This is a genomic window from Lentzea aerocolonigenes (assembly GCF_000974445.1).
GTDB classification, from domain to species: domain Bacteria; phylum Actinomycetota; class Actinomycetes; order Mycobacteriales; family Pseudonocardiaceae; genus Lentzea; species Lentzea aerocolonigenes.
Genome location: NZ_BBOJ01000023.1, coordinates 125,376 through 148,808 on the forward strand (window position 1 = coordinate 125,376; position 23,433 = coordinate 148,808).

Here is a 23,433-nt window from a genome sequence, read left to right on the forward strand (position 1 = left end):
ACAACTTTGAAGTGGGCGGCTAAACGGCCCCAAAGCGATAATTCATCTGGTGGAAACGTTGAGCGCGGGTGATCGCGATCACGACTCGATCACAGTCACCCGCGCTGTTCGTCAACTTCCGGAGGGCTGGACGAGCATCGGCTTGACGTCGAGGTCCTTGTCCAGCAGCTGGTACTGCCGCATCAGCTGCACGACGCGCTGCAGACGGGTCGCGTCGAGCGTGGTCGGGAACGCACCGAAGTGGACGAGACCTGCGGTTTCCTTGTCGACCTTGGCGTAGTCGACGAGCAGCGGCTCGACCGTGGGACGGTCGGCGGCAGCGGCCTGGCCCTTGGCGATCGCGCGCTGGAAGGCGGCCACCGTCCTGGGGTTGTTCTTGGCGAAGTCGCCACTGGTCGCGTAGCCGGCGATCGGGATGTTGTCCGTCGGGCCGGACGCCGCGTCGAGGATCTTGATCTGACCGGCGGCGCGCTGGGCGCGGGTGATGAACGGCTCGACCATGAAGGCCGCGTCAACGGTCTTGTTCTGGACCGCCGCCTGCATGTCCGGGAACGGCATCTCCTTGAACGTCACCGACTTCGGGTCGACGTTGGCCGCCTCGAGGGTCGCCTTGGCGGTCAGCTCGGCGATGTTCCGGAACGTGTTGATCGCAATGGTCTTGCCCGCCAGGTCCTTGGCGCTCTTGATCGCGGAGTCACCGGCGGCCAAGATCAGGAACATGTCGGGTTTCGCCTGGTAGCCATCGGCGATGAGCTTGATGCCGTCGACCGCCTTCGCCGCGTCCTTCGACTGGGCGGCGAAGAACGAGACCCAGTTGCCGAACGTCATGTCCAGCTCTTTGTTGATCAGGCCGGGGATCGCCTGAGCACCACCCTGGATCGTCTTGAGCTCGACCTCGAGCCCCTCTTCCTTGAAAAAGCCCTGCTTGATCGCCACGTGGACCGAGGCCACGTCGAGGATCGGCAGAACCCCCAGGGTGATCTTCGCCTTCTCGACCGGGCCGTTGTTGGTGGCGGGAGCCGGCGTTTCCTTGCCGCCGAGCAGTCCACAACTCGCCACGGTGGCGAGCATCGTGGCAAGGGCGATGCCACGGACGGCCATACGGCGGACTCTTCGAGTCATCGGGAGCACTCTCCTGTCGGAGCGGTGTCGTCGTTGCGGGGAAAAGTCGCGACGGTCAACCACTCAGAGTAGTGATACTGCTCCAAAAGACCCCAGTTGACCGACACTAGCAGGTTCCAGTCCACTACCTGCGGTGAGCATCTAAGCACAGCAGGTCTAGGGCTAGGAGAACCCAGTTGAAGCGCGCTGTGACCGTCGTCGGCGCTGGGCCGGCCGGTCTGACCTTGGCAAACCTGATCCAGCAGTCAGGTATCGACTGCGTCGTCCTCGAAAAAGCTAGTCGCACCCATGTGGAAACCCGGCCACGGGCGGGAGTCTTGGAACACCGCTCCGTAACCATGTTGGAGTCACTCGGCCTGGCGGATCGTTTGCTGATGGAAGCAGACCGTCACGGAACGTGTGAATTCCGCGTGAGCGGCCAGGCGTTCCAGGTCGAGTACAGCAACCTCTACGGAGGCCGCCAGCACTACGTCTACCCGCAGCAGGAAGTGGTCAAGGACCTCATCGCGGCATTCGTGGACGCGGGTGGTGACATCCGGTTCTCGGTCAGCGACGTGGAGTTGGGGGACATCACCTCGTCGACGCCGTCCGTGGCCTGGACCAGCGCAGACGGCGTACGTGAAAAGGTTTCATGTGACTTCGTGGCAGGATGTGACGGCTTTCACGGGGTTTGCCGTCCGTCCATTCCAGACGGAGTGCTGTCGGAATTCGCACATCACCACGGAATCGAATGGCTGACAATTCTCGCGGAAGCCCCTCCGTCGACTAAAGCCACCATTTACGCGCTGCACGAGGACGGTTTCGCCGGACACATGTTGCGGTCCCCCACAATTTCCCGCTTCTACTTGCAGGTGCCGGTCGGAACAAAAGCGTCGGATTGGTCCGACGAACAGGTGTGGGAAGCACTGCACAAACGTTTCGCACTGCACGACTCCTCGTGGACGCTGACCGAGGGGAAGATCATCGAAAAGCGCGTGCTCGACATGCGCAGCCACGTGGTGGAACCGATGTCGTACGGCCGGCTGTACCTGCTGGGTGACGCAGCCCACATCATCACCCCGGTCGGCGCCAAGGGCATGAACCTCGCGCTGAACGACGCCGCGACGTTCGGACGTGCACTGATGGACTTCTACGCCACCGGATCGGAGACCGGTCTCAAGACCTACTCGGAGGACTGCCTGCGCCGGGTCTGGCGGGCACAGGAATTTTCACAGTGGATGGTGAACATGATCCACACCGACGTGAGCTCTCCCTTCTTCGGACGGTTGGCTCAGGCACGGCTGGAGCACCTGGCCGAGTCGCCTGCCTACCGCGCGTCCTTCGCCGAGAACTACGTCGGTCCCTAATGGGTGACGCGAGCCCCTAGGGAGTTCGCCTCGCCGCGCACTAGGGCTCTCACCCGATGCCGGGGGATGTCGATCTTGACTACGGTCGGCCCGACATCCCCCGAACACATCACAGGAGTGCGAGTTTCATGATCCAGCAGGGCACTGAGCAGGCAACGCCGCAGGTCACGCAGCCGACCACCCCGCAGGCCGCGCCCCAGCCTGCTGCTCCCGCACCCCAGCAGGCCGCCCCGCAGGAGTCCCAGCCGGCCACGCTGCACGACTTCACCCTCGACCTGCTGACCGACCCGGCCGCCCGCGAGGCGTTCCAGCTCGACCCCGAGGGCGTCCTGCACTCGTGCGGCCTGAGCGACATCACCCCGGCCGACGTCCAGGAGATCCTGCCGCTGGTGCTCGACGCCGCGTCCGTCGCGCACGTCGACGCCGTCGGCCAGGTCCTCGGCACGGCCGGTGACCTGGGTGTCGTCGACCAGCTCACGGCCATCGCGGGCAACGCCGCGGGCGTCACCTCGATCGCGGACGCCGTGGCCCTTCCGTCCGTGGTCGACGACTTCTCCGGCCTCGGCGACGTGTCGAACACCCTCGACTCGACCGTGCTGGGCACCGGCGCCCTCTCCTCCGTGACGGGCCTGGTCCACGGCACCGACGTCCTCTCCACCGCGACCGGCCTGGTGCAGGGCACCGGCGCCGTCGACACCGTCACCGGCCTGGTCAGCGGCACGGGCGCCGTCTCCACGGTGAACGGTCTGGTCAACGGCACGGGCGTCGTGAACACCGCGACCGGTCTCGTGCACGGCACCGACGCCGTCAACACGGTGACGGGCCTCGTCCACGGCACGGACGCCGTCAACACCGTCACCGGCCTGGTCGACGGCACCGACGCCGTCTCCACCGCGACCGGCCTGGTGCACGGCGTCGGCGCCGTCGACTCCGTGACCGGCCTCGTGCACGGCACCGACGTGGTCAACACGGTGACCGGCGTCGCCGACGTCCACAACGTGTCCGACGTGCTGGTCAAGGACCTCGACGTCGACACCCTGGTCAAGGACGTCGCCGACACCGACACCCTCGTCAAGGACGTCGTGGACACCGACGTCCTGGTCAAGGACACCGTCGACGTGACCCACAACGCCGTCCACAACGTCGGCCAGGTCGGCGACGTCCACAGCGACCTCGGCCAGGTCGTCGGCGACGTCAAGATCGGTGACATCGACGTCCTCGACCACGTCGGCAACGGCAATGTCCTGGACGTTCTGCACCACTGAGCCACACCCCTTCACCAGCCCCGGGCCGTGCCAGGTCCGGGGCTGGTGTGCGTTCGGGCAGGTTTTCGGTGAATCCCCGCTCCCCTAACGGGTGACCAGAGCCCCCTAGGGATCTCGTTTCGTCACGATCTGGGGCCAACTCCCGATGCCGGGGGAAGCCGTTCATCCATACGGTTCAGCCCAACACCTCCGATCCACCTACAGGAGCTCGAGTTCCATGGCCACCCAGATCACGCTGCACGCCTTCACCCTCACCCTGCTGGGCGACCTGGACGCCCGCGCCGAGTTCCAGGCCGACCCAGAGGGCTGCCTGGAGGCCGCCGGTCTGGGCGACATCTCGGTGGCCGAGGTCCACGAGATCCTGCCGCTGGTGCTCGACAGCGCGTCCGTCGTGAACGTCGACGCGCTCGACAAGGTCCTCGTCGAGGCGGGCGACCTGACCGCCGCCGACAGCCTCAAGCTCGTCACGGGCCACGTCGAGGGCGTCACGGGGGTAGCTGACGCCGGCGCCGCCCCTTCCGCGATCACCGCGCTGGTCACGGACTTCGGCGGGGTCGGCGACGTGTCGCACAGCCTCGACGCCACCGTTCTGACCGCCGGTGACGTCGTCTCGGACGTCTCCGGCCACAGCGCCGCCGCCGTCACGGAGGTGGCGGGCGTCGCGGACGTGCACGGCGTCACCGACGTGCTGGTGAAGGACATCGCCACCGACGTCGTCGTCAAGGAGGTCTCGGACTCCGACGTGGTGGTGAAGCACGCCATCGACTCCGTGGACGTCGACGTGAAGGACGTCGCGGACCTGAGCCACAACGTGGTGCACGACGTCGCGCAGGTCGGCGACGTGCACCACGAGGTCGGTCAGGTCGTCGGCGACATCAACGTCGGCGACATCCACGTGCTCGACGGCGGTGTCGGCAACAACAACGACGTCGACATCCACTTCTGACCTGTTCGCGGGGGAACAGGCAGCGGGCGCCTGCGGCTCTGCCCCCGAGCCGGGGCGCCCGCTTCTCCCTCCGCGTTTCGCGAGGCTTTCGTCAGGCGCGGTCGTAGAGCGCGGCCAGTCCCCGCTGCATCGCCTCACGGACGCGCCGCAGGTCCACCGGCGACCCGCGCTCCCCGCGTTCGCCGACAGCGCCCCACACGTCCGCGGGTGCGACCCCGGCGGGCAGGTCGAGGTACCAGGCGAAGCCGCGCGGTCGTGGCGGCGCACCGGCCTCCACGAGGTAGGAGTTGACGAACGTGTCGACGACGTCCTGGTCCGGGTGCATCGGCGCGGGCGTGCGCACGACGCGGCGCGGGCCGGCGACCCACGCCAGGAGGAGCTGATAGCCGTTGTCGGGCAAGGCGAGCAGTCGCCTGCCCTCCAGCAGCACGACCCCGTCCGACACCTCGACGGGTTCCGCGTCGACGACGAGGAACAGGTTCCAGCCGGTCACTCCGTCAGGACGAGACGGTCTCGCTGAGGGACTCGCGCTCGGCCTCTGCCCACTTCTCCACGTCCATCGAGGGCTTGCCGACGTTGAGCAGCCGCGCCACCTTCGAGCGCAGCGCCACGAACCCCTCGTCGGTCCGCGTGGTCACCTGGTCGCGCTCGGCGGGCAGCGGCACCTCCAGGTCGGCCACCAGGCGAGCGGGAGAGCCGCTCAGGACCAGGATCCGGTCGCCCAGGTACACCGACTCGTCGATGTCGTGCGTGACCACGAGAACGGTCGTGTCGTGCTCACGACGCACACGTAGCAACAGGTCCTCCAGCTCGAACCGCGTCTGCGCGTCGACCGAGGCGAACGGCTCGTCCATCAACAACAACGAAGGCCGGTACGCCAGAGCGCGCGCGATCGCCACGCGCTGCTGCATGCCGCCGGAGAGCTGCCACGGCCGCTTGCGCGCCGCCCCGGACAAACCGACCCACTCCAGCGCCTCGGCGGCGCGGACGCGGCGTTCGGCGCGCGGCAGGGAGCGCAGCGGGAACTCCACGTTGCCCTGCACCGTGAGCCACGGGAACAGCGAGCGCGAGTAGTCCTGGAAGACCACGGCGAGGTGCGAGCCCTTCAGGGACACGTCACCGCGGGAGGGTTCGATCAGTCCGGAGATCGTGCGCAGCAATGTGGACTTGCCGCAGCCCGACGGGCCCACCACGCACACCAGCTCGCCGGCGCGCACGGTGAACGACAGGCCGCCGATGGCCTCGTAGTCGCCGTAGGTGTGGCCCAGGTCGGCCACCTCAAGCATGTTGCTCATCCCGACTCCTCGGTTGCCACGCCAACGCTCTGCGTTCCACCGCCAGAAGTGCGGTGTTGAGTCCGTAGCCGAGCACGCCCAGAAGGACGATCCCGGCCCACATGCGCGTGTAGTCGAACTCGCGCTGTGCCTGCATGAGTTGCGAGCCGATGCCGTTGTCCGTGCCCACGAGCTCGGAGATGACCATCAGCACCAGTGAGAGCGAGAGGGAGACCCGCAGCCCGGCGAAGATCTTCGGCGAGGCCGCGGGCAGCACGACACCGAGAACCCACTGCCAGCGCGGGATCCGGAAGACCGCGGAAGTGTCCACTTTGGTCACGTCGACCGAGCGGGCACCGTCCACGCTGTTCAGCAGCACCGGCCAGATGACGCCGAAGACGATCGTGGCGAGCTGCATCGACGTGCCCGCCTTGAACAGCAACAGGAACACCGGCACCAGCGCCGGCGGCGGGATGGAGCGCAGGAACACGAGCAACGGGCCCGCGTACTCCATCGCCCGGTCCGAGCGGCCGAGCAGCAGCCCCAGCGAGACGCCGAGCACCGAAGCGATCACCCAGCCGGACAGCAGCCGCACGACCGACGGCACGACGTGGCCGGTGAAGTTCTCCGGTTCGAGGACCCACCAGTCCCAGGCCGCCGACACGATCTTCGACGGCGGCGGGAAGAACGGGTCGTCGGCGAACCAGCCGAGCAACTGCCAAACGGCAACGAGACCGGCGAACACGGTCCACCGTTGAAGGAACTTGGTCACCAGGCCACCCAACGCCGGCGGACGCGCTCGAGACCGTTGTTGAGCAGGACGCCGATCGCGCCCGCGACCACGGTGCCGACCAGCACCTGGTCCATCCGTCCAGGCCCGCTGCGGGCCTCCATGATGAAGTAGCCGAGGCCGATCTGGCTGCCCGCCATGAGCTCCACGCTCACCATCACGATCAACGCCGTCGTGGCCGCGAGCCGGATTCCGGTGAGGACGAACGGCAGCGCGCTGGGCAGGGCCACCAGGAACAGCACACCGAGCCGTCCGGTGCCGAAAACCCTTGCCGTGTCAACGAGCAGGGGGTCCAGTTCGTCCAGCGCGTAGATGGTGTTGAAGAGGATCGGCCACAGTGCCGCGTACACGGCGAGCGTGATCTTGGTTTCCGGCCCGAAGCCGAGCATCACCAGCGCGAGCGGAATCAGTGCCACAGAAGGGATCGGGCGCAGGAACTCGACCACCGCACGCGTCGCGTGCCGCACGGCGGGGACGCTGCCGAGCACGAGTCCACTCGGCACCGCGATCGCGATGGCGATCACGATGGCGATCAGCAGTGCCAGCACGGTTGCCACGACATGACCGATGAACTCGGGTGAGGTCAGTTGCGTGACCAGCTCACCGAACACGACGGACGGTGGTGGAAGCGCGTGTGCGGGTATGAGAGGGGAGCGTCCTAAGAGCTCCCACAGCACGAGAAACCCGGCGATGCCGAGAAGTCCCCTTGTGAACGCACGCACTCGGTCACCCTAGAGAGTGGATCTCGCGTTCACAATGCGTGCTTGCACAACTCCGCGTTGTTTCCCACACATCGCGGCGTTTCAGCAGACGTCCACGCGCTCCACTTCGCCGAAGCTCTTCACCCATTCGGAGTCCGTGAGCCGCGCGCCGTCTTTTTCACACATCCTCTTGATGATGCGGGCGCTGTCGAGGACGTACGGCAGCAGCTCGGGAGCCTGGCTCCCGCTGCGCACGAGGAAGTCGTCGTGCTGGGGCCGGTACACCGCCCGCGTCGAGTTGCCGTGACCCACGACGTACACGAGCCGGTCGGAAGGACGGCCGCTCGTGTAGAGCCGCTGCACCTCGAAGACGTTGTCGCGCACCACGGCCACGCGGTCGTCGGAGGCGAACGTGACACGGGCCCCCGACCGCAACGTCGTCTCGAGGCGAGCACGCAGCAACGGCGCCTCGCCGGGAACCCGCTGCCACACGTCGACGACCGACTCGGGCGAGCGCTCGACGGCGAGCCACCTGCCGTCGGCGCTGTAGGTGATGCCGCGCACGTAGCCGTGCTGGACCAGCGACAACGCGCTGCGCTCGACGGTGCCGCCGATGCGCCAGAACTCGATCGTCGTCACGCCGGCCGCCCGGTCCCAGACCGCGGTGGCGAGCTCGCGGCCGTCCTGGCTGAGCGAGACGGTCTCGGGGTTGTGCACCGGCATCGGCAGCTCACGAGGGTGCCGCGGGTCGCTGAGGTCGAACAGCTCGGCGTGCTCGGACTCGTCCGGCGTCGGCAGCCCGGCGTCCACCGCCGCACCGACCTTGCCGACGATCCGCGACCCGTCCGGGCTGAGGTCGAGCGTCCGGAACCGGTTGGGCAACGACTTGAGGTAGGTGACGTCCTTCGCGCCGTCGACGGCCCAGAGGTGCTCCTGGCCGGCGTTGTCCCTGGTGACGGCGCGGCGGTCGGACAGCTTCACGACCCGGTGGCGGTCGGCGAACCTCTTGCCGGGCTCGGCGCGGTCCTCGTCGAGGTTCCACATCCGGTCGGTGCCGTCCTGGTCGGTCACGGCGGCCAGCTCACCGCGCGGGGCCACCACGACGTCCGCGTCGTCCCCCGGTGTGCCGGTGAAGGGGATGCCGCGCGTCATCGCGTTCGCGAGCCGCAGCACCTTCTCGGCCTCCGCCGACGGGTAGACCTTGTAGCCGACCAGCGCGTACTTGTCCGCGTACGGCCGGCGCTGCTCCATCAGCGCCTCGGACTCGGAGATCGCCTTGCCGCCGAGCTCCCTGTCGGTCAGCGCGCTGATCTTGCGTTCGTTGGAGAGCGCGTAGACGACGGTGCCGGGCACCAGCGCGATCAGCACGGCCATCACCGCGATCAACGCCGTCGAGCGGCGCGTCTCGCGCTTGGTGCTCAGTGCGACGAAGCTGCGTTCCTGTGCCGTCAGGAACGCGCCGAGCTCCTTCGCCTTGCGCAGCCGCGCGCCCCGGTAGAGCGCCTGTGGGTCGCGGTCGCTCGCCTCCCACAGCTCCATCGCCGTGACGAGCTGCTGGTGGGTGCTGAGGTTGTCGCGCTCCTCCTCGATCCACGTGGCGAGCTCGGGCCAGCGCAGCACCGCGTCGTGGGTGAGCTCGACGCCGTCCTCGGTGAGCGTGACCAGCCTGGCCTTGGCGAGCAGGTCGAGCAGGTGGCCGTCGGTGACCGGCCTGCGGCTGCCGCGGTGCACGATTCCGTTGCGCTGCAACGAGATCAGCCGCAGGAAGACCTGCCTGGCGGCTCTGCGGTCGTCCTCGCCGAGGGTGTCGAAGAAGGACTGCGCGGCCTGGGCGGCGACGTGCTCGAGACCGCCGGACTCCTCGAACCCGGCGAGCGACAGCGTCATGCCGCGCTTGCGCCGCCACGTCTCCACGAGTGCCAGCTGCACCAGCGGCAACGCGTGCTGGTTCGCGGCGTCGGCGACCAGCCGCGCGATCACGGCGGTCTCGACCGCGGCGCCGATCCTGGCGGCGGGCTCGGTGATCGCGCGGCGCAGCTGGTCCGCGCTCATCGGCTCGACGGTGATCTCGGTGCCGCGCAGGCCCTTGTCGTGGCAGCGCCGCCGGTGGTCCGCGCGGACCGCGAGCACGACACGGGGGCAGCGGGTGATCGCGGCGATGAAGTCGTCCGCGTCGAGAGCCTGCTCGACGTCGTCGACGAGGAGGACGAGGTCCGGGCGGTGCTGGCGGATCCTCAGCCGGAGGTGGTCGGGGTCCTGCCGGAACTCCTCCGCGAGCTGGTCCGCCGTCGTGTTCTCGAAGATCCCGGCGAGCGCCTCGGCCAGTGCTTCGAGCGGCTTCGCCCCGGGAGTGACCACCACGGCGTCGTCGAGGGCGGGCAGGAGACCGGCCTGCAGCAGGGACGTCCTGCCGGACCCGGACGCGCCGCAGACGAGGGTGAGCTGGTTCGCCTTGACCGACTCGACAACCTGCTCGACGAGGCACTCACGTCCGAAGAAGCTCTTCGCGTCGTGCTCGGTGAACGCTGCGGCACCTGGGTACGGTGCGTTAGGCTGCAATGGCAGAGCGTGCTCGGCCGCGAGCTCACGCCAGCGCTTGGTCCACGGTGCGGGGTCCGCCTCGCACGCCTTGACGAACGCCAGGGTCAGCGCCAGCGACGGCAGCTTCCGGCCGCCGGCCGCGTCGGACAACGCGGTCGGCGAGTAGTTCGCCCGCCGAGCCAGTTCGCGGTAACTCGGTTTGCCTGCCTGGTCACGCAGTCTGCGCAGGTCACCGGCGAACCGCAGCAACGCGGTGTCCTCCGGCCCCAGCGGTCGTTCCCCTCGTGGCATGCCGCCTCCTGGCGGGATTGTCCACCAGAGGTTTGCCCGCCGTCTAACGACCCGCTAATCCCTCACCAGCCCCACGCGCGCCTGGTGATCGCCCCACTCCACTCAGTCACGACACGGTGGAGTGAACTCCAGATCGCCGAAGTACCGCGCCCACTCCTCGCGGTTCATCCGCGGGTACGCCTGCTCGCAGATCCGGACGGCCGGGTCGCGCGGATCCGCGTTCCACAGCCTCACCGACCGGTCCGCGCCACCCGTCACGACCTCGTCACCCTTGGGGGTGAGCCCGACCGCCGCGACCGGACCGGTGTGGCCGCGCAGCAACGCCTGCTCGACCGGTTCGCCCTGACCGCTCAGCTGCCACAGCCGCACCAGGCCGTCGTCGGTGGCCACCGCGACGCTGCCGGCGCCGAGCCAGGCCGAGGTGATCTCGCCGCCGCCGGACGGGATCTCGGCGCGCCGCACGGGGTTGCGCGGATCGGTGGTGTCCCACAGGTGGGCGGCGGTGCCCGCGGTGGTCATGAGGAGGTGGTCGCCGGAGAACTGGGCGCCGCCCGCGAACTCCTTGGTCAGCGACAGGAGCTTGGCGTCGCGCGGGTCCGTCACGTCGACGAGGTGCACGGCCCTGCCGGTGGTGACGGCGGCGAGCACCTGGCCGTCCGGGCGGAAAGCCATGCCCGCCAACGGTCCCAGGCCCAGCTGCGTCGAGAGGAGGAGTCTCGGGCGTTCCTGGCGGAGGTCCGTCCAGAAGCTCAGGGCACCGTCGTTGCCGGTCGTGACCAGAGTCGTGCCCTGCCAGGCGATCGCGGTGGCACGCGCGGGCAGCACGGCCAGTTCGCGGGGTTTGCCGAGGGAGACGTCGACGACGTGAACGGTGCCGTCCGCACCGGCTGAGGCGACCATTCCGCCGCTCGAGTCCGTGGTCAGGGCCGTGACGGCGCCGTCGTGCTTCGCGGCTTCGTGGGACGTGCGCGGCGACGGCAGGTCGTCGAGCCCGGTCACCACGACCGTGCCGTCGCGGTGGCCGGTGACGACCTGTTGCAGCGTCGGGCCGACGACCACTGCCGTGACCTCGGACTGGGCTTCGCGCAGCACCTGCGACGGCACGTCCTCCTGACGCAAAGCGTTGCGCGCCTGGGAAAGCGGCACGAGCCGGTAGGCGGCCAGCGCGATCTGCTGGGCGAGCGCGGGGTTCGCGGGACGCAGGGCGTTCGCCTCGCCCACGGCCTTCAGAACGGCGGCGGTCGTGCGTTGCTCGTCGGCGGTCCTGCCCGCCTGCAGGGCGAAGACGGTCGTGCTGGCGGCGACGACCACGAGCGCAGCCAGCGCGGCGAGCAGCTGGCGTTGACGCCGGGTCCGTCTTCGCGCGCTCGCCGACACCTCCTCCTCGGCGGCCCGGCTCGCGGCGAGGAACGCCCGTTCCCGGGAGTTGAGCGGCAGCCCGGCGGGAACGTTCGCGAGCCTCCGTCCGCGCAGCAGCGCGCCCGCGTCCCGGTCGAGCGACTCCCATGTCTGCGTGGCGTGCGTGATCTCGCGCTGCGCCTTGATGTTCTCGCGATCTTCCTCGACCCACTCGTGGAACTCCGGCCAGCCGCGGATCAACGCCTCGTGCGCGAGCTCGACACCGTCCCGGTCGACCACGACGAGCCGTGCCGCGGCCAGCGCCAGCAGCACGTCCTCGTCGGCTTCGAGCTCGCCGCCGTGCACGCGGCGTTTCGTGCCCTCCTCGGTCACGAGCCGCAGCAGGATCCGTTTCGCCTGCGCCTGCTGCCGCGAGGAGAACCCGTTGTAGACCTCCTGCGCGGTGCGGGCCACGGCGTGGTCGAGGCCACCGATCTCCTCGTAGGCGGCGAGGGTCAGCGTCATGCCGCGACGGTGCTGCCAGGTCTCGGCGAGCGCGTGCGACAGCAACGGCAGCACCGCGGCCTGCCCCACCGCGTCGGCCATCAGCCGCGCCAGCAACGCCGTCTCGACCTTTGCGCCCGCCACCGCGGCGGGCTCGGTGATGGCGAGGCGCAACTCGTCCGGCGTCATCGCACCGACCATGACCTGGCTGTTCCGCAGAACCTCCACCAGCTCCGGGTACTGCGCGCAATGGCCGTAGTAGTCGGCACGCACGCCGATGACGACCTTGCCGCACCCGGTGAGCGCCGCGATGAGCCACGCGCGGAGCTCCTCGTCACGGCACAACGTGAAGAGCTCCTCGAACTGGTCCACCACCACGAGCGACCGGTGCCTGCGGCCGAGTTCTTCCGGATCGCCGAGCCGGTCGGCGAGCTCGACCGCATCCTCACCGGTGAGCCGCGCGAGCGCGACCGCGCACTCCTCCCGCGGATTCGCGCCCGGCGTGAACAGCAGAACGGGTTCCTTGCTGCGGGCGATGAGACCCGCCCGCAGCAACGACGACTTGCCGGCCCCGGACGGCCCGAACACCCCGGTGAAGCGGTTCTTCGTCGTCAGCAGCTCGGCCGTCAACCGCTCGCGCCCGAAGAACTTCGGCGCGTCGACGGGCTGGAACATGGCCAGGCCGACGTACGGACTGTCGTCGGCCGCGCGCGGTTCGGACCCGGCGACCTCACGCCAACGCCGCGCCCACTCCTCCGGATCAGCGTCACAAGCCTTGGCGTAGGCCTTCGTGACAGCGAGACTCGGCAGCTTCCGCCCACCGGCCGCCTCCGACAGCGCGGCCGCCGAGTAGTGCGCCCGCCGGCTCAGCTCCCGGTAGGTGGGGCTGCCCGCACGCTCCCGCAGCCGGCGCAGATCCGCCGCGAACCGCAGGAGACCGCTCTCGCCCTCGTCGAGAGGGCGTTCCCGTCTCGGCATCCCGCCATTGTTCAGAGAACTTTGTTCAGCGGCCAACACATGACCGTGAACAACCCGTTCGCTCTAGCGTTGAAGTGGCGTGTCCGCCGCCCCTCGTCGGCCTGTTCCGTGTCCAGACGGGCGCATCGCGGCACCGCCCCCACGCCCGCATGTCGGGCACATGGGGGCGTGGGGGCGGTGCCGCGAGGTGCCCTGCTGGGCGCGGAACAGACCTGGCGAGGGGCGGCGGACACGCCACTCCAGGGGAAGACCCGGTGCTCGCGCCCCGAACCGGCGCCGGTGTGGCCGTGGGTGGCCGCCTCCAGGTGCCACCCACGGCTCAATCTCAGCACATCGGTACGGGCTTGACGCCCGGGAAGTGCCTCGCCCAGTCCTCGTCGGACAGTTTCGGCTCGCCGAAACACAGATCCCGCACGACTTGCCCGATGTCCGTGCGCAACGGCCAGACCGCGTCATCGGTCACCGCGACGAACTCCCGGTCCTCCGGCCAGTGGTCGAAGGCCGTGACGTTCTCCGGGAAGTTGTCGAACGAGGCGAGCGACACGGGTTCGTGCCGGTCCTTGAGGCCCCACACCTGCGCGGATCGGTCCGTGCCGATCAGCACCTGGCTGCTGTCGGCGGCGAACACGGCGGAGAGGCTCGTGCGGGGCGGCACCGGGAACTCGGCCCAGTCGACCGGATGCGCGGGGTCCGAGACGTCCCACACCCGCGCGACGCCCGTCATGTTGTCGATCAACAGGAAGAGCCTGTTGTCCGGGCTGAAGTAGACGTTGCTTCCCTGCACCTGGATCGTGCTCGCGTGGATGGGCGTTCCTCCGTCGAACCTCCAGAACTCCACCGTCGGCGGGCCGAACCGCGCCACCGCGAGAATTTTGCCGTCCGGCGTGAAGCCCGTGCTCAGCACCTGTTGACGGCCCGGCACCCCGGCCTCGCTCAGCCCACCGGAACCGTCGTACGTCCAGACCGTCGCCAGGCCGGGCCGGTTGGCGACGATCGCGACGAACCTGGTGAGGGCGCTGTCCGCGGCGAGGTTCACGGGACTCTTGGAGATCAGGGCGAGCTTGCGCGGCAGGGCGGGATCGGTGACGTCCAGCAGCACCGCGCCTTCCTCGGTGAGGACGACCAGGCGACGGTCGTCGTCGCTGACCGCGAGCACTCTCCCGTCGAGGCGCAGGCGCGGCACCACGTCGCGGGCACGAAGGTCCCACAGGTTCGTGGTCGACCCCTCACCGGAACCCGTGAAGAACCTGCCACCGCTCGTCTTCTTCACCGGTGAGGCCGAGATCTCCCGCGGGAACCGGTCCCTGCGGAAGGAGGCGTCGATGCTGAGCAGGTGGTCGCGGGTCGAGTCGCCCGCCGCGACCCGGTAGGCGGCGAGGGCCAGCCGGATCGCCTGGCCGCTGTCGGTCGGCAGCAGCGCGAGCCGGCGGGCCTCGGCCGCCGCCGCCCCCGCCACCGCGAGATCTCGCTGCCTCGACACCTCACCCGCCCTGTCCATCGCGAACACGACGGTGCCGGCGAGCAGCAGCACCAGCACGGACAGCACGCTCACCACGACCCTGGTCCGGCGAGCGCGACGGCGGCCGTCGGCCTGGCTGGCGGTGAGGAAGGCGCGTTCGGGCTCGGTCAGCGAGTCCGGGTCCAACTCCGCCGCCTGCGCGAGCCGCACGCCCTTGTAGAGGAGGTCGCGATCGCCGCCCCACTCCGCCGCCGCCTCGGTGAGCTGGTGGTGGACGCGCAGCGCGTCGCGGTCCTGGGCGATCCAGTCGCGCAGGCGCGGCCAGGAGCGGATCAACGCCTCGTGCGTGAGCTCGGCGTGCTGCTCGGTGAGCGTGACCAGCCGGGCGTTCGCGAGGTGTTCCAGCACCTCGGCGTCCAGGCCGGCACGGGTCGCGCGGCGTCTGGTGTCCTCCGTGCCTTCACCCAGTGCGATCAGGCGCAGGAAGATCCGGCGTGCGGTCTGCCGCTGCTCTTCGGTGAGCCCGGAGTACACGGCCTCGGCGGTGCGGGCGATGGCGTGCTCGACGCCGCCCGCCTCCTCGTAGCCGACCAGCGTCAGGGTCATCCCCCGGCGGCGGTGCCAGGTCTCCACCAGCGCGTGCTGCACCAGCGGGAGCACGGCGGCCTGGCCGGCCACGTCGGCGACGAGGCGGGTGACCAGGGCGGTTTCGACGGTCGCGCCGACGAGCTGGGCCGGTTCGACGATCGCGCGGCGGAGTTCGTCAGCGGTCATGGGGCCCACGAGGAGCTGTGCGCCTTCGAGGGCCTCGACGAGTTCCGGGTGGCGGCCGACGTGACCGTAGAAGTCGGCACGCACGCCGATCACCACGTGCGGGGCGCCGACCAGTGCCTGGACGAACCAGTCGCGTTGCTCGGGGCCGCAGAGGGTGAAGATCTCCTCGAACTGGTCGATGACCAGCACGAGGTCGTGCTGCCGCGCGAGCAGGCCCAGCGCGGCCGGGTCGGTGAGCTCGGAGCTCAGCACCACGGCGGAGTCACCGGTCACCTGAGCGATGCGGACGGCGCACTCGTCGAGCGGCTGGACGCCTGGTGTGAAGATCAGGGCGTTGTCCAGGTGCGGCAGCAGTCCGGCCCGCAGCAGCGAGGACTTGCCGGAACCGCTCGCGCCGAAGACGCCGACGAACGGGCGTGCGCCGACGAGTTCGACCAGCTTCGCGGTGAGCTTCTCGCGGCCGAAGAACCGGTCGGCGTCTTCTTTCTGGAACGCCTGCAACCCCACGTAGGGCGCTTCACCGGTCGGGTCGGGCGGGGCCGCGATGGCGCGCCAGCGCTGTTCCCACTCCTGCTCGTCGCCGTCGCACGCCTTGACGTAGGCGAGGGTGACGGCGAGCGACGGCAGTTTCTTGCCACCCGCGGCGTCGGAGAGCGTGGCGGCCGAGTAATGCGCGCGTGAAGCGAGCGCGCGGTAAGACGGTTTGCCCGCCTTGTCCCTGAGTTTGCGGAGGTCTGCGGCGAAACTGCCGAGTTCGGTGTCTTCGCTGTCCAGCGGACGTTCGGTGCGTGGCATGTCGGTCTCCCCCTGTGACCGATTGTCTACACCGTGTTGTTCAATGCGCATGCTCGACCCCTTACAACGTCATCGCCGTAGCGTTCTCGTTGCAAGGTGAACGGGGGTTCACCGCAGGTCTCCCCTCCGGATCCTGGGGGCCGGAGGGGCGAGCGGGTTCACATCCTGATCAGAGACCGACGAGCTTGTAAAGGCCGCCGACTTCCTGGCGGTTCAGGACGCGCATCGAGCCGGGACGCTGGTTGCCGAGCGACACGTCACCGATCGCGACCCGCACCAGCGACTGCACCGGGTAGCCCACGTGCTCGAGCAGGCGGCGCACGATGTGCTTGCGGCCCTCGTGCAGCACGACCTCGACCAGCGCCTTGCCGGGAACCGCGCTGATGAGCTTGAACGAGTCGACCTTGATCGGGCCGTCCTCGAGCTCGATGCCCGCCTTGAGGCGCTTGCCGAGCCCCTTCTCGACGGGACCGGGCACCTCGGCGAGGTAGGTCTTCATGACGTTGTAGCTGGGGTGCATCAGCCGGTGCGCGAGCTCGCCGTCGTTGGTGAGCAGCAGCAGACCCTCGGTCTCGGCGTCGAGGCGGCCGACGTGGAACAACCGCTCCTTGCGGTTGCGCACCAGGTCGCCGACGCACGGACGCCCCAGGTCGTCCTCCATCGTGGACAGCATGCCGAACGGCTTGTTCAGCGCGATCGTCACGACGTCCTCGCGGATCTGCACCCGCACGCCGTCGACGTGCACGACGGCGGTCTCGGGGTCGATCCGCCGCCCCTGCTCGCGCACGACCTCGCCGTCGACCTGGACGCGCCCCTGGTCGATCAGCTCCTCCGAAGCACGGCGCGAGGCGATCCCCGCCTGCGCCAGCACCTTCTGCAGGCGCACGCCCTCGTTCTCAGACATCGTCGATCGCATCCACTTCGGGCAGCAGCGGCGCGATTGGAGGCAGGTCCTTGAGTGACGACAGCCCCAACCGCTCCAGGAACAGTTCGGTCGTGCGGTACAGGATCCCACCCGTGTCGCTGTCGGTGCCCGTCTCCTCGATGAGCCCCCGAGCGACCAGGGTCCGGATCACACCGTCCACGTTGACGCCGCGCACCGCCGCGATCCGCGCCCTCGTGACGGGCTGCCGGTAGGCGATCACCGCGAGCGTCTCCAGGGCCGCGCGGGTGAGTTTCGCGCGCTGCCCGTCGAGCAGCAGCTTCTCCACGAACGGGGCGAACCGGTCCCGCGTGTAGAACCGCCAGCCGTCCCCCGCCCTGCGCAGGTCGATGCCGCTGCCGGACTCGGTGTACCGGGTGGACAGTCTACGGAGTGCCTCCTTGATTCGCTTAACCGGCTGCTCAAGGGCACTGCTGAGCTGGTCCTCGGCGATCGGGCTGTCGACGACGAGGAGCACGGACTCGAGCGCGGCCTCGAAGGTCGCGTCGTCGGTGAGGTCTGGGAGGCCGCTGTCCTCGATGGCCTCCTCGGGGGCTGCCGCGAGGAGCTGGGCTTCCAGGGCGGCGGCGTCGAGGTCGGGGGCCGGGTCGGGGTCCGCGGCGGGCTCAGGCTCAGCGTTGTCCACAGGGCCCGCCTCTGACGTGCCGTTTTCGTCGGTGCCGCCCGATAGACTGGAAACCGGGGGGACCCCCGCGTCGGCCTCGGCCTCCGCGGCCGGACCACCACCGGCCGCGGGTTCGGCACCGACCTCGGCCGGAGCGTCCGCCGCCTCCTCGCCCCCGTCGAACGCCGGCCCCGGGTTCTCGATCTCCGCCGCGTCCGGCCCCACCAGTGGCTCGCTCATCCGCCGTAGTCCTCGTCCTCGTCGCCGGCGTGTGCCTGCGCCTGCGCTTGCTCCAACGTCCCGCCGACCCACGTCACCTGCAGCGGACCGAGCGGGTCCTCCTGCTCGAAGGCCAGCGACTTCTCCCGGTACAGCTCCAGCAGCGCCAGGAACCTGGCCACGATCTCCATCGTCTCGGTGCAGTCCGCGACGATCTCCGCGAACGACGCCGTGCCCTTTTCGATCAGCAGCGCGCGCAGGGTGTCGGCCGTTTCGCGGATCGACACGCGGTGCTGGTGGATGTGGGCCGTGGAGAGGGTTCGCTTCTGCTTCGGGCGGAAGGCGGCGGCTGCGATCAGGGCGAACTTCTCGGGCGTCACGCCGAGCATCACCTCGGGGAGCAGGCCCTCGAAGCGCGGCTCCAGCGACACCGACCTCGGGTAACGGCGGTAAGCGCCTTGTTCCAGCTCGGCGAACAGGGCTGCCACCTGCTTGTAGGCGCGGTACTGCAGCAGGCGGGCGAACAGCAGGTCGCGGGCCTCCAACAACGCCAGGTCGTCCTCGTCCTCCACGTCACCGGTGGGGAGGAGGCGGGCTGCCTTCAGGTCCAGCAGGGTTGCCGCGATGACCAGGAACTCGGTGGTCTCGTCCAGGTCCCACGAGTCGCCCATGCCGCGGATGTGCGCGATGAAGTCGTCGGTGACCTGGTGCAGGGCCACCTCGGTCACGTCGAGGGTGTGCTGGGAGATCAGCTGCAGCAGCAGGTCGAAGGGGCCTTCGAAGTTCGTGAGCCTGACCTTGAACTTGCCGTCGTCGACCGGGGTCTCAGCGGGTGTTTCCTCTGTCACTGCTCGCGCAACCTGCGTACCAGCAACGACGCGTCTCCGTGCGTTTCGAGGTCGTCCAGCACGATGGCGATCGCCTCGCGCACCACGCGGCCGCGGTCGACGCCCAGCGAGTACGAGCCGCGCAGTGCCAGCCTCGCCTGTTCCAGGGCCAGCAGTTCCTCGTCGGACACGTACACCGTGATCTTCGTGGTGTGCTTGGTCCGGCCGGAGCCGCGGCGCTGGACGGGTGGCTCGACCGACTCGGAGGCCTCCGCGGGGGCGGCGGCAGCGGTCAGCCGGAACAGCTCGGCCGCGCCCGGCAGTGAAGGGCGACGGTTCACCGGGCGATCACCTCGCGGGCCAGCGCGCGGTAGGCGTTGGCGCCGGACGAGCGGGGTGCCCAGCGGGTGATGGGCTCGCCGGCCACCGTGGTCTCCGGGAAGCGCACCGTGCGGTTGATGACCGAGTCGAACACGATGTCGCCGAACGCCTCCACGACGCGGGCCATGACCTCACGCGAGTGCAGCGTGCGCGGGTCGAACATCGTGGCGAGGATGCCGGTGATGTTGAGCTTGGGGTTCAACCGTTCCTTGACCTTCTCGATGGTGTCGATGAGCAGCGCCACCCCGCGCAGCGAGAAGAACTCGCACTCGAGCGGGATCAGCACACCGTCCGCGGCCGCGAGGGCGTTCACCGTGAGCAGGCCGAGCGAGGGCTGGCAGTCGACCAGCACGTAGTCGTAGTGGTCGATGACGGGACGAAGGGTGCGCACGAGCGTGTGCTCGCGGCCCACCTCCGACACGAGCTGGATCTCTGCCGCCGAGAGGTCGATGTTGCTCGGCAGCAGGTCCATGTCGTCGACCATGGTCTTGCGGATGACGTCGCGGACGGCGGTGTCGCCTTCCATGATGACGTTGTAGATCGTGGTTTCCAGCTGGTGCGGGTGCACGCCGAGGCCGACCGACAGGGCTCCCTGCGGGTCGAAGTCGACGAGCAGCACCCGTCTGCCGTACTCGGCCAGTGCCGCGCCCAGGTTGATGGTCGACGTCGTCTTGCCGACGCCGCCCTTCTGGTTGCACACAGCGAGGATCTTCGCCGGGCCGTGGTGCAGCAACGGCGGCGGATCCGGGATGTGGCGGCGCGGGCGGCCGGTCGGGCCGATGCCGTCGACCTGCTCCTGAGCGACGTCGTCCACCGGCGCGGCGTGCGGAGCCAGGTTCAGATCGGCACGGGGCGCGAAAACGTGCTCCGGTGTCGACATGGCTGGCGTTCCCTCACTGGTCGTAGTCGTCTCTCCGGGCGCAGCCTAGGCCGCACCCGTGCGAGCGGCAACGCGCCTCGCCGGGCTTGTCAAGACTTGATTAGACGGCGACATCCGTTCGTGTCCGCCGCTCGGACGCTGTCAGCACCACGTCCAGCAGACCCGGGAAGAGAAGATCCAGGTCATCACGGCGCAGCGACACCCAGCGCTGGTTTCCCCGGCAGCGTGTTCGGGTGATGCCCGCTTCCCGCAGAACGCGGAGGTGCTGCGAGAGGGTCGACTTCGCGACGTCAACCTCGAAGGCCCCGCACAGCCTCTCACCGCTCGACTGGATCTGGCGCACGACCGCGAGCCTCGTCGGGTCGCTCAGCGCGTGCAGCACAGCGGCTAGATCAATGGCCTGTGGGGACGGCTCGTCCAAGTTCGGCACCTGACCACCGTACCCGTGGAAGCCTCATGTTCCAGTGGCCCGAGGGTGTGCAGTTGCGTAGACCTCCCTCAAAGTCGTAACGGTTACCAGTGTGTACACCTGAGTGGTCGTAACCGATGCGTGCCCAAGAAGTTCTTGAACCACCCGAACGTCCGCACCCCCTTCGAGCAGATGGGTGGCGAACGAATGTCGCAACGTGTGAGGGGACACCGCGGCGGTGATTCCAGCCTCCTCCGCGGCGGTCTTCAGAACGGTCCACGCGCTCTGCCGCGAGAGCCGTCCACCGCGCGCGTTCAAGAACAACGCGGGCGTCCCACGTCCCTTCGCTGCCAACGCAGGCCGCGCCCGCACCAGGTACGCGTCCACCGCCGCCAACGCCGGCCGACCCACCGGCACCAGCCGCTGCTTGCCTCCCTTTCCGTCCAGCAACACGGTCCGCTCGGCGGCGTCGATGTCGTCCACGTCCAGCCCGACCACCTCGGAGATTCGCGCTCCAGTCGAGTACAGCAACTCCAGCAGGGCTTTGTCCCTGAGGTTTCCCACGGTTTCGAGGAGGGTGAGAACCTCATTGACCGGTAATGCTTTCGGCAGCCTCTTCGGTGGCGATGGCGGGTGCACGGCCCGTGCGGCGTCATGCGGCACAACGCCTTCACGGTGCGCGAAGCGGTGCAACCCGCGCACGGCGACCAACGTCCGTGCGGCAGAAGACGCCGCAAGCCCGCTTTCCCGCAGTGCGGCGAGGAACTCACTCACCTGCACCTCGGTCACCGCGCCCAGGTCCGTGACACCGATGGACTCCAGGTGTTCGGTGTACCGGCGCAGATCACGGGTGTACGAGTCGAGCGTGTTGCGGGCGGTGCCGCGTTCCACGGCGAGGTGGTCGAGATAGGTCGCCACCAGCTCAGAGATCACGCCAGCCCTTCCAACACGATCTTCCCGTCACGTGCGTTGACCCCCTTGGCCAGCGCCGGATCCGAAGCGACAGCTTCCTCGAAACCCTTGTCCGCCAACGCGATGACGTACGGCAACGTCACGTTTGTCAGCGCGTACGTCGACGTGTTCGGCACAGCGCCAGGCATGTTCGCAACGCAGTAGAACACGGAGTCGTGCACACGGTACGTAGGTGAGTCGTGTGTGGTGGGCCGCGAGTCTTCGAAACAGCCACCCTGGTCGATCGCGATGTCCACGAGCACACTTCCAGGACGCATCCGGGACACCAGTTCGTTGCTGACGAGCTTCGGCGCCTTCGCTCCCGGCACGAGCACCGCCCCGACGACCAGATCGGCCCAGCGGCAGGCCTTCTCGACCTCGTAGACGTTCGAGGCGATCGTCTGCAGGTGCCCGCGGTAGGTGAAGTCGATCTGCCGCAACCGGTTGACGTTGTTGTCCAGGACGACCACCTCGGCCTGCATGCCGACCGCCATCGTCGCCGCGTTCATCCCGGCCACCCCGGCGCCGATCACCGCGACCTTGCCCGCCGCGACACCGGGCGCACCGCCGAGCAGCACGCCGCGGCCGCCCTGGGCGCGTTCCAGGCAGTGCGCGCCCACCTGGGCCGCCATCCGTCCGGCGATCTCGCTCATCGGCGCCAGCAACGGCAACGACCCGTCCGGCAGCTGCACGGTCTCGTACGCGATGGCGGTGATGCCCGACGAAGCGATCGCCTCGGTGCACGACGGCGACGCGGCCAGGTGCAGGTACGTGAACAGCACCTGGTCCCGGCGCATGCGGTGGTACTCGGGCTCGATCGGCTCCTTGACCTTCAGCACGAGATCGGCTTCCGACCACACCTCGTCGGCGGAAACGGCGATCCGCGCGCCCGCCGCCGTGTACTCGCGGTCGGGGAACGACGAGCCTGCCCCGGCGTCGTGTTCGATCACCACGTCGTGCCCGCGGCGCACCAGCTCGACCACTCCCGCCGGGGTGATGGCCACGCGGTACTCGTGGTTCTTGATCTCCTTTGGGACACCGACCAGCATCGTCGCAGCGTATTCCCGATATCGATCTGCTGCATCGGATAACGTGGCGAGCCGTGTCAGAACCATTCGGGCCGGAGCAGCAGCGCATCGGCAACCAGCAGCGCGAGGAAGCGATCACCGCGCTCAACGACCACTTCGCGATGGCGCGGCTCGACATCACGGAGTACCAGGAGCGGGTGAACCGCGCGTCCGGCGCGCAGTCGTACGCCGAGCTCGCCGAGCTGTTCCGCGACCTGCCGCAGCCGCACCCGACGTTCCTCGCGCCGCCTTCGGTGCCGTTCGCCGCCGTGCCCCCGCCGCCACCGGGTTTCGCGCCCCAGCCCACGCAGCCGTACTACCCGCCACCCACGGGCCCGCAGCCGCAGTTCGCCGGTCCCCCGCCGCCCGTCATGGGTTATGTGGCCGCCCCGTACGGCTTCGACCCGATCACCGGCGTACCGCTGTCGGACAAGTCGAAGATCGCCGCGGGCGTGCTCCAGTTGTTCCTGGGCGGCTTCGGCGTCGGCCGCTTCTACACCGGCCACGTCGGCATCGGCATCGCGCAGCTGCTGACGTGCGGCGGCTGCGGCATCTGGGCCTTGGTCGACGGGATCATCCTGCTGGTCAGCGGCGGCACGGACGCCCAGGGCCGCAAGCTCCGCGACTAAATACCGGCGAGGTTGCGCGCCACGCCCCACACAACGGCAACGACGAGAACGGCGAAACCGACCGACTTCGGCACGGATCGCCGTTCGCCAGTCCACCTGTCACGTGTCCACCGCGCGAAGAGCCACACGGCCAGTGGCACGCCCAACGCGAGCAACACGGCGTTGTAGTGGAACGCGCCGACGACATCGCCGTGCAGCAGCGCGTGCACCATGCGCGTGGCACCGCATCCAGGGCAGTTCAGCCCCGTGATCCACTTGAACGGGCACTTCGGCAGCAGGTTGCCCGGCTTGGTCGGGTCGACGAACAGCAGCAGCACCGCGCCCGCGCCACCCAGCGCGAGAACGCTGAAGGGTGCCCCCATCCGTGAGAAGGCACCCTTCAGCGTCTGCATGAGACCA

Annotated in this window: 21 protein-coding genes; 4 read left to right on the forward strand and 17 right to left on the reverse strand. The window is 69.1% G+C overall.

Going from position 1 to position 23,433, the window contains the following annotated elements:
- Positions 1-111 precede the first annotated feature (111 nt).
- The gene (locus tag AOM45_RS38555; RefSeq protein ID WP_030468874.1) at positions 112-1,122 is read right to left on the reverse strand and encodes an ABC transporter substrate-binding protein; all 1,011 of its coding nucleotides are present in this window, start codon (positions 1,120-1,122) and stop codon (positions 112-114) included.
- Positions 1,123-1,298: 176 nt separating this feature from the next.
- Here AOM45_RS38555 and AOM45_RS38560 point away from each other — a divergent pair, with 176 nt between their 5' ends.
- From AOM45_RS38560 to AOM45_RS38570, 3 genes are all read left to right on the forward strand, one after another.
- The gene (locus AOM45_RS38560) at positions 1,299-2,468 is read left to right on the forward strand and encodes a 4-hydroxybenzoate 3-monooxygenase (protein WP_030468873.1); all 1,170 of its coding nucleotides are present in this window, start codon (positions 1,299-1,301) and stop codon (positions 2,466-2,468) included.
- Between the two features lie 128 nt (positions 2,469-2,596).
- Complete coding sequence (locus AOM45_RS38565) at positions 2,597-3,733, forward strand: IniB N-terminal domain-containing protein (RefSeq protein ID WP_030468872.1); 1,137 nt, start codon at positions 2,597-2,599, stop codon at positions 3,731-3,733.
- Positions 3,734-3,950: 217 nt separating this feature from the next.
- Positions 3,951-4,679 (forward strand): IniB N-terminal domain-containing protein, encoded by a 729-nt coding sequence (locus AOM45_RS38570; RefSeq protein WP_030468871.1) that lies wholly within the window; start codon positions 3,951-3,953, stop codon positions 4,677-4,679.
- Positions 4,680-4,770: 91 nt separating this feature from the next.
- Here AOM45_RS38570 and AOM45_RS38575 read toward each other — a convergent pair whose 3' ends face one another.
- The 15 genes from AOM45_RS38575 to ald all read right to left on the reverse strand — a co-directional run bounded on the left by AOM45_RS38575 (position 4,771) and on the right by ald (position 22,387).
- A complete protein-coding gene (locus AOM45_RS38575; RefSeq protein ID WP_030468870.1) occupies positions 4,771-5,172 on the reverse strand; it encodes a DUF5956 family protein in 402 nt (133 codons plus the stop codon).
- Between the two features lie 4 nt (positions 5,173-5,176).
- Complete coding sequence (locus tag AOM45_RS38580; RefSeq protein ID WP_035910938.1) at positions 5,177-5,974, reverse strand: ABC transporter ATP-binding protein; 798 nt, start codon at positions 5,972-5,974, stop codon at positions 5,177-5,179.
- Complete coding sequence (locus AOM45_RS38585; RefSeq protein WP_081902249.1) at positions 5,958-6,725, reverse strand: ABC transporter permease; 768 nt, start codon at positions 6,723-6,725, stop codon at positions 5,958-5,960. The genes AOM45_RS38580 and AOM45_RS38585 overlap by 17 nt, the downstream gene beginning before the upstream one ends.
- Positions 6,722-7,465: an ABC transporter permease gene (locus AOM45_RS38590; protein WP_030468867.1), complete on the reverse strand. Its 744-nt coding sequence runs from the start codon at positions 7,463-7,465 to the stop codon at positions 6,722-6,724. The genes AOM45_RS38585 and AOM45_RS38590 overlap by 4 nt, the downstream gene beginning before the upstream one ends.
- 81 nt (positions 7,466-7,546) lie before the next feature.
- The gene (locus AOM45_RS38595; protein WP_030468866.1) at positions 7,547-10,276 is read right to left on the reverse strand and encodes an nSTAND1 domain-containing NTPase; all 2,730 of its coding nucleotides are present in this window, start codon (positions 10,274-10,276) and stop codon (positions 7,547-7,549) included.
- Between the two features lie 102 nt (positions 10,277-10,378).
- Positions 10,379-13,096, reverse strand: coding sequence for an nSTAND1 domain-containing NTPase (locus tag AOM45_RS38600; protein ID WP_051783834.1), 2,718 nt, complete (start codon positions 13,094-13,096; stop codon positions 10,379-10,381).
- 325 nt (positions 13,097-13,421) lie between these two features.
- On the reverse strand, positions 13,422-16,124 hold the full coding sequence (locus AOM45_RS38605) for an nSTAND1 domain-containing NTPase (RefSeq protein ID WP_051783833.1): 2,703 nt from the start codon (positions 16,122-16,124) through the stop codon (positions 13,422-13,424).
- Positions 16,125-16,293: 169 nt separating this feature from the next.
- A complete protein-coding gene (locus AOM45_RS38610) occupies positions 16,294-17,028 on the reverse strand; it encodes a pseudouridine synthase (protein ID WP_030468863.1) in 735 nt (244 codons plus the stop codon).
- Positions 17,021-17,911 carry an SMC-Scp complex subunit ScpB gene (gene scpB / locus AOM45_RS38615; RefSeq protein WP_236703986.1) on the reverse strand — a complete coding sequence of 297 codons (891 nt, stop codon included), beginning with the start codon at positions 17,909-17,911 and terminating at the stop codon, positions 17,021-17,023. Before scpB ends, AOM45_RS38610 begins: the two co-directional genes overlap by 8 nt.
- Positions 17,908-18,738: a segregation and condensation protein A gene (locus tag AOM45_RS38620; RefSeq protein WP_030468861.1), complete on the reverse strand. Its 831-nt coding sequence runs from the start codon at positions 18,736-18,738 to the stop codon at positions 17,908-17,910. Before AOM45_RS38620 ends, scpB begins: the two co-directional genes overlap by 4 nt.
- Positions 18,735-19,058: a hypothetical protein gene (locus AOM45_RS38625; protein ID WP_030468860.1), complete on the reverse strand. Its 324-nt coding sequence runs from the start codon at positions 19,056-19,058 to the stop codon at positions 18,735-18,737. Before AOM45_RS38625 ends, AOM45_RS38620 begins: the two co-directional genes overlap by 4 nt.
- A complete protein-coding gene (locus AOM45_RS38630) occupies positions 19,055-19,978 on the reverse strand; it encodes a ParA family protein (protein WP_030468859.1) in 924 nt (307 codons plus the stop codon). The genes AOM45_RS38625 and AOM45_RS38630 overlap by 4 nt, the downstream gene beginning before the upstream one ends.
- A gap of 100 nt (positions 19,979-20,078) precedes the next feature.
- A complete protein-coding gene (locus AOM45_RS38635) occupies positions 20,079-20,408 on the reverse strand; it encodes an ArsR/SmtB family transcription factor (RefSeq protein WP_081902248.1) in 330 nt (109 codons plus the stop codon).
- A 24-nt stretch (positions 20,409-20,432) separates the two neighbouring features.
- Positions 20,433-21,308, reverse strand: a complete 876-nt coding sequence (xerD, locus tag AOM45_RS38640; RefSeq protein ID WP_030468857.1) for a site-specific tyrosine recombinase XerD — start codon at positions 21,306-21,308, stop codon at positions 20,433-20,435.
- A gap of 8 nt (positions 21,309-21,316) precedes the next feature.
- Positions 21,317-22,387: an alanine dehydrogenase gene (gene ald, locus AOM45_RS38645; protein WP_030468856.1), complete on the reverse strand. Its 1,071-nt coding sequence runs from the start codon at positions 22,385-22,387 to the stop codon at positions 21,317-21,319.
- Positions 22,388-22,440: 53 nt separating this feature from the next.
- On the opposite strand from ald, the gene AOM45_RS38650 reads away from it, so the two are divergent.
- Positions 22,441-23,034 carry an NINE protein gene (locus AOM45_RS38650; protein WP_059362921.1) on the forward strand — a complete coding sequence of 198 codons (594 nt, stop codon included), beginning with the start codon at positions 22,441-22,443 and terminating at the stop codon, positions 23,032-23,034.
- On the opposite strand, the gene AOM45_RS38655 is transcribed toward AOM45_RS38650, so the two are convergent.
- Positions 23,031-23,426 carry a DUF2752 domain-containing protein gene (locus AOM45_RS38655; protein ID WP_063757067.1) on the reverse strand — a complete coding sequence of 132 codons (396 nt, stop codon included), beginning with the start codon at positions 23,424-23,426 and terminating at the stop codon, positions 23,031-23,033. The two genes, AOM45_RS38650 and AOM45_RS38655, sit on opposite strands and share 4 nt — an antisense overlap.
- Positions 23,427-23,433 lie beyond the last annotated feature (7 nt).

Coding starts and splice junctions, on each gene's coding strand:
- AOM45_RS38555 (WP_030468874.1), bottom strand. CDS start 1,122: ATGACTCGAAGAGTCCGCCGTATGGCCGTCCGTGGCATCGCCCTTGCC.
- AOM45_RS38565 (WP_030468872.1), top strand. CDS start 2,597: ATGATCCAGCAGGGCACTGAGCAGGCAACGCCGCAGGTCACGCAGCCG.
- AOM45_RS38570 (WP_030468871.1), top strand. CDS start 3,951: ATGGCCACCCAGATCACGCTGCACGCCTTCACCCTCACCCTGCTGGGC.
- AOM45_RS38580 (WP_035910938.1), bottom strand. CDS start 5,974: ATGAGCAACATGCTTGAGGTGGCCGACCTGGGCCACACCTACGGCGAC.
- AOM45_RS38595 (WP_030468866.1), bottom strand. CDS start 10,276: ATGCCACGAGGGGAACGACCGCTGGGGCCGGAGGACACCGCGTTGCTG.
- AOM45_RS38600 (WP_051783834.1), bottom strand. CDS start 13,096: ATGCCGAGACGGGAACGCCCTCTCGACGAGGGCGAGAGCGGTCTCCTG.
- AOM45_RS38605 (WP_051783833.1), bottom strand. CDS start 16,124: ATGCCACGCACCGAACGTCCGCTGGACAGCGAAGACACCGAACTCGGC.
- AOM45_RS38610 (WP_030468863.1), bottom strand. CDS start 17,028: ATGTCTGAGAACGAGGGCGTGCGCCTGCAGAAGGTGCTGGCGCAGGCG.
- scpB (WP_236703986.1), bottom strand. CDS start 17,911: ATGAGCGAGCCACTGGTGGGGCCGGACGCGGCGGAGATCGAGAACCCG.
- AOM45_RS38630 (WP_030468859.1), bottom strand. CDS start 19,978: ATGTCGACACCGGAGCACGTTTTCGCGCCCCGTGCCGATCTGAACCTG.
- ald (WP_030468856.1), bottom strand. CDS start 22,387: ATGCTGGTCGGTGTCCCAAAGGAGATCAAGAACCACGAGTACCGCGTG.
- AOM45_RS38655 (WP_063757067.1), bottom strand. CDS start 23,426: ATGCAGACGCTGAAGGGTGCCTTCTCACGGATGGGGGCACCCTTCAGC.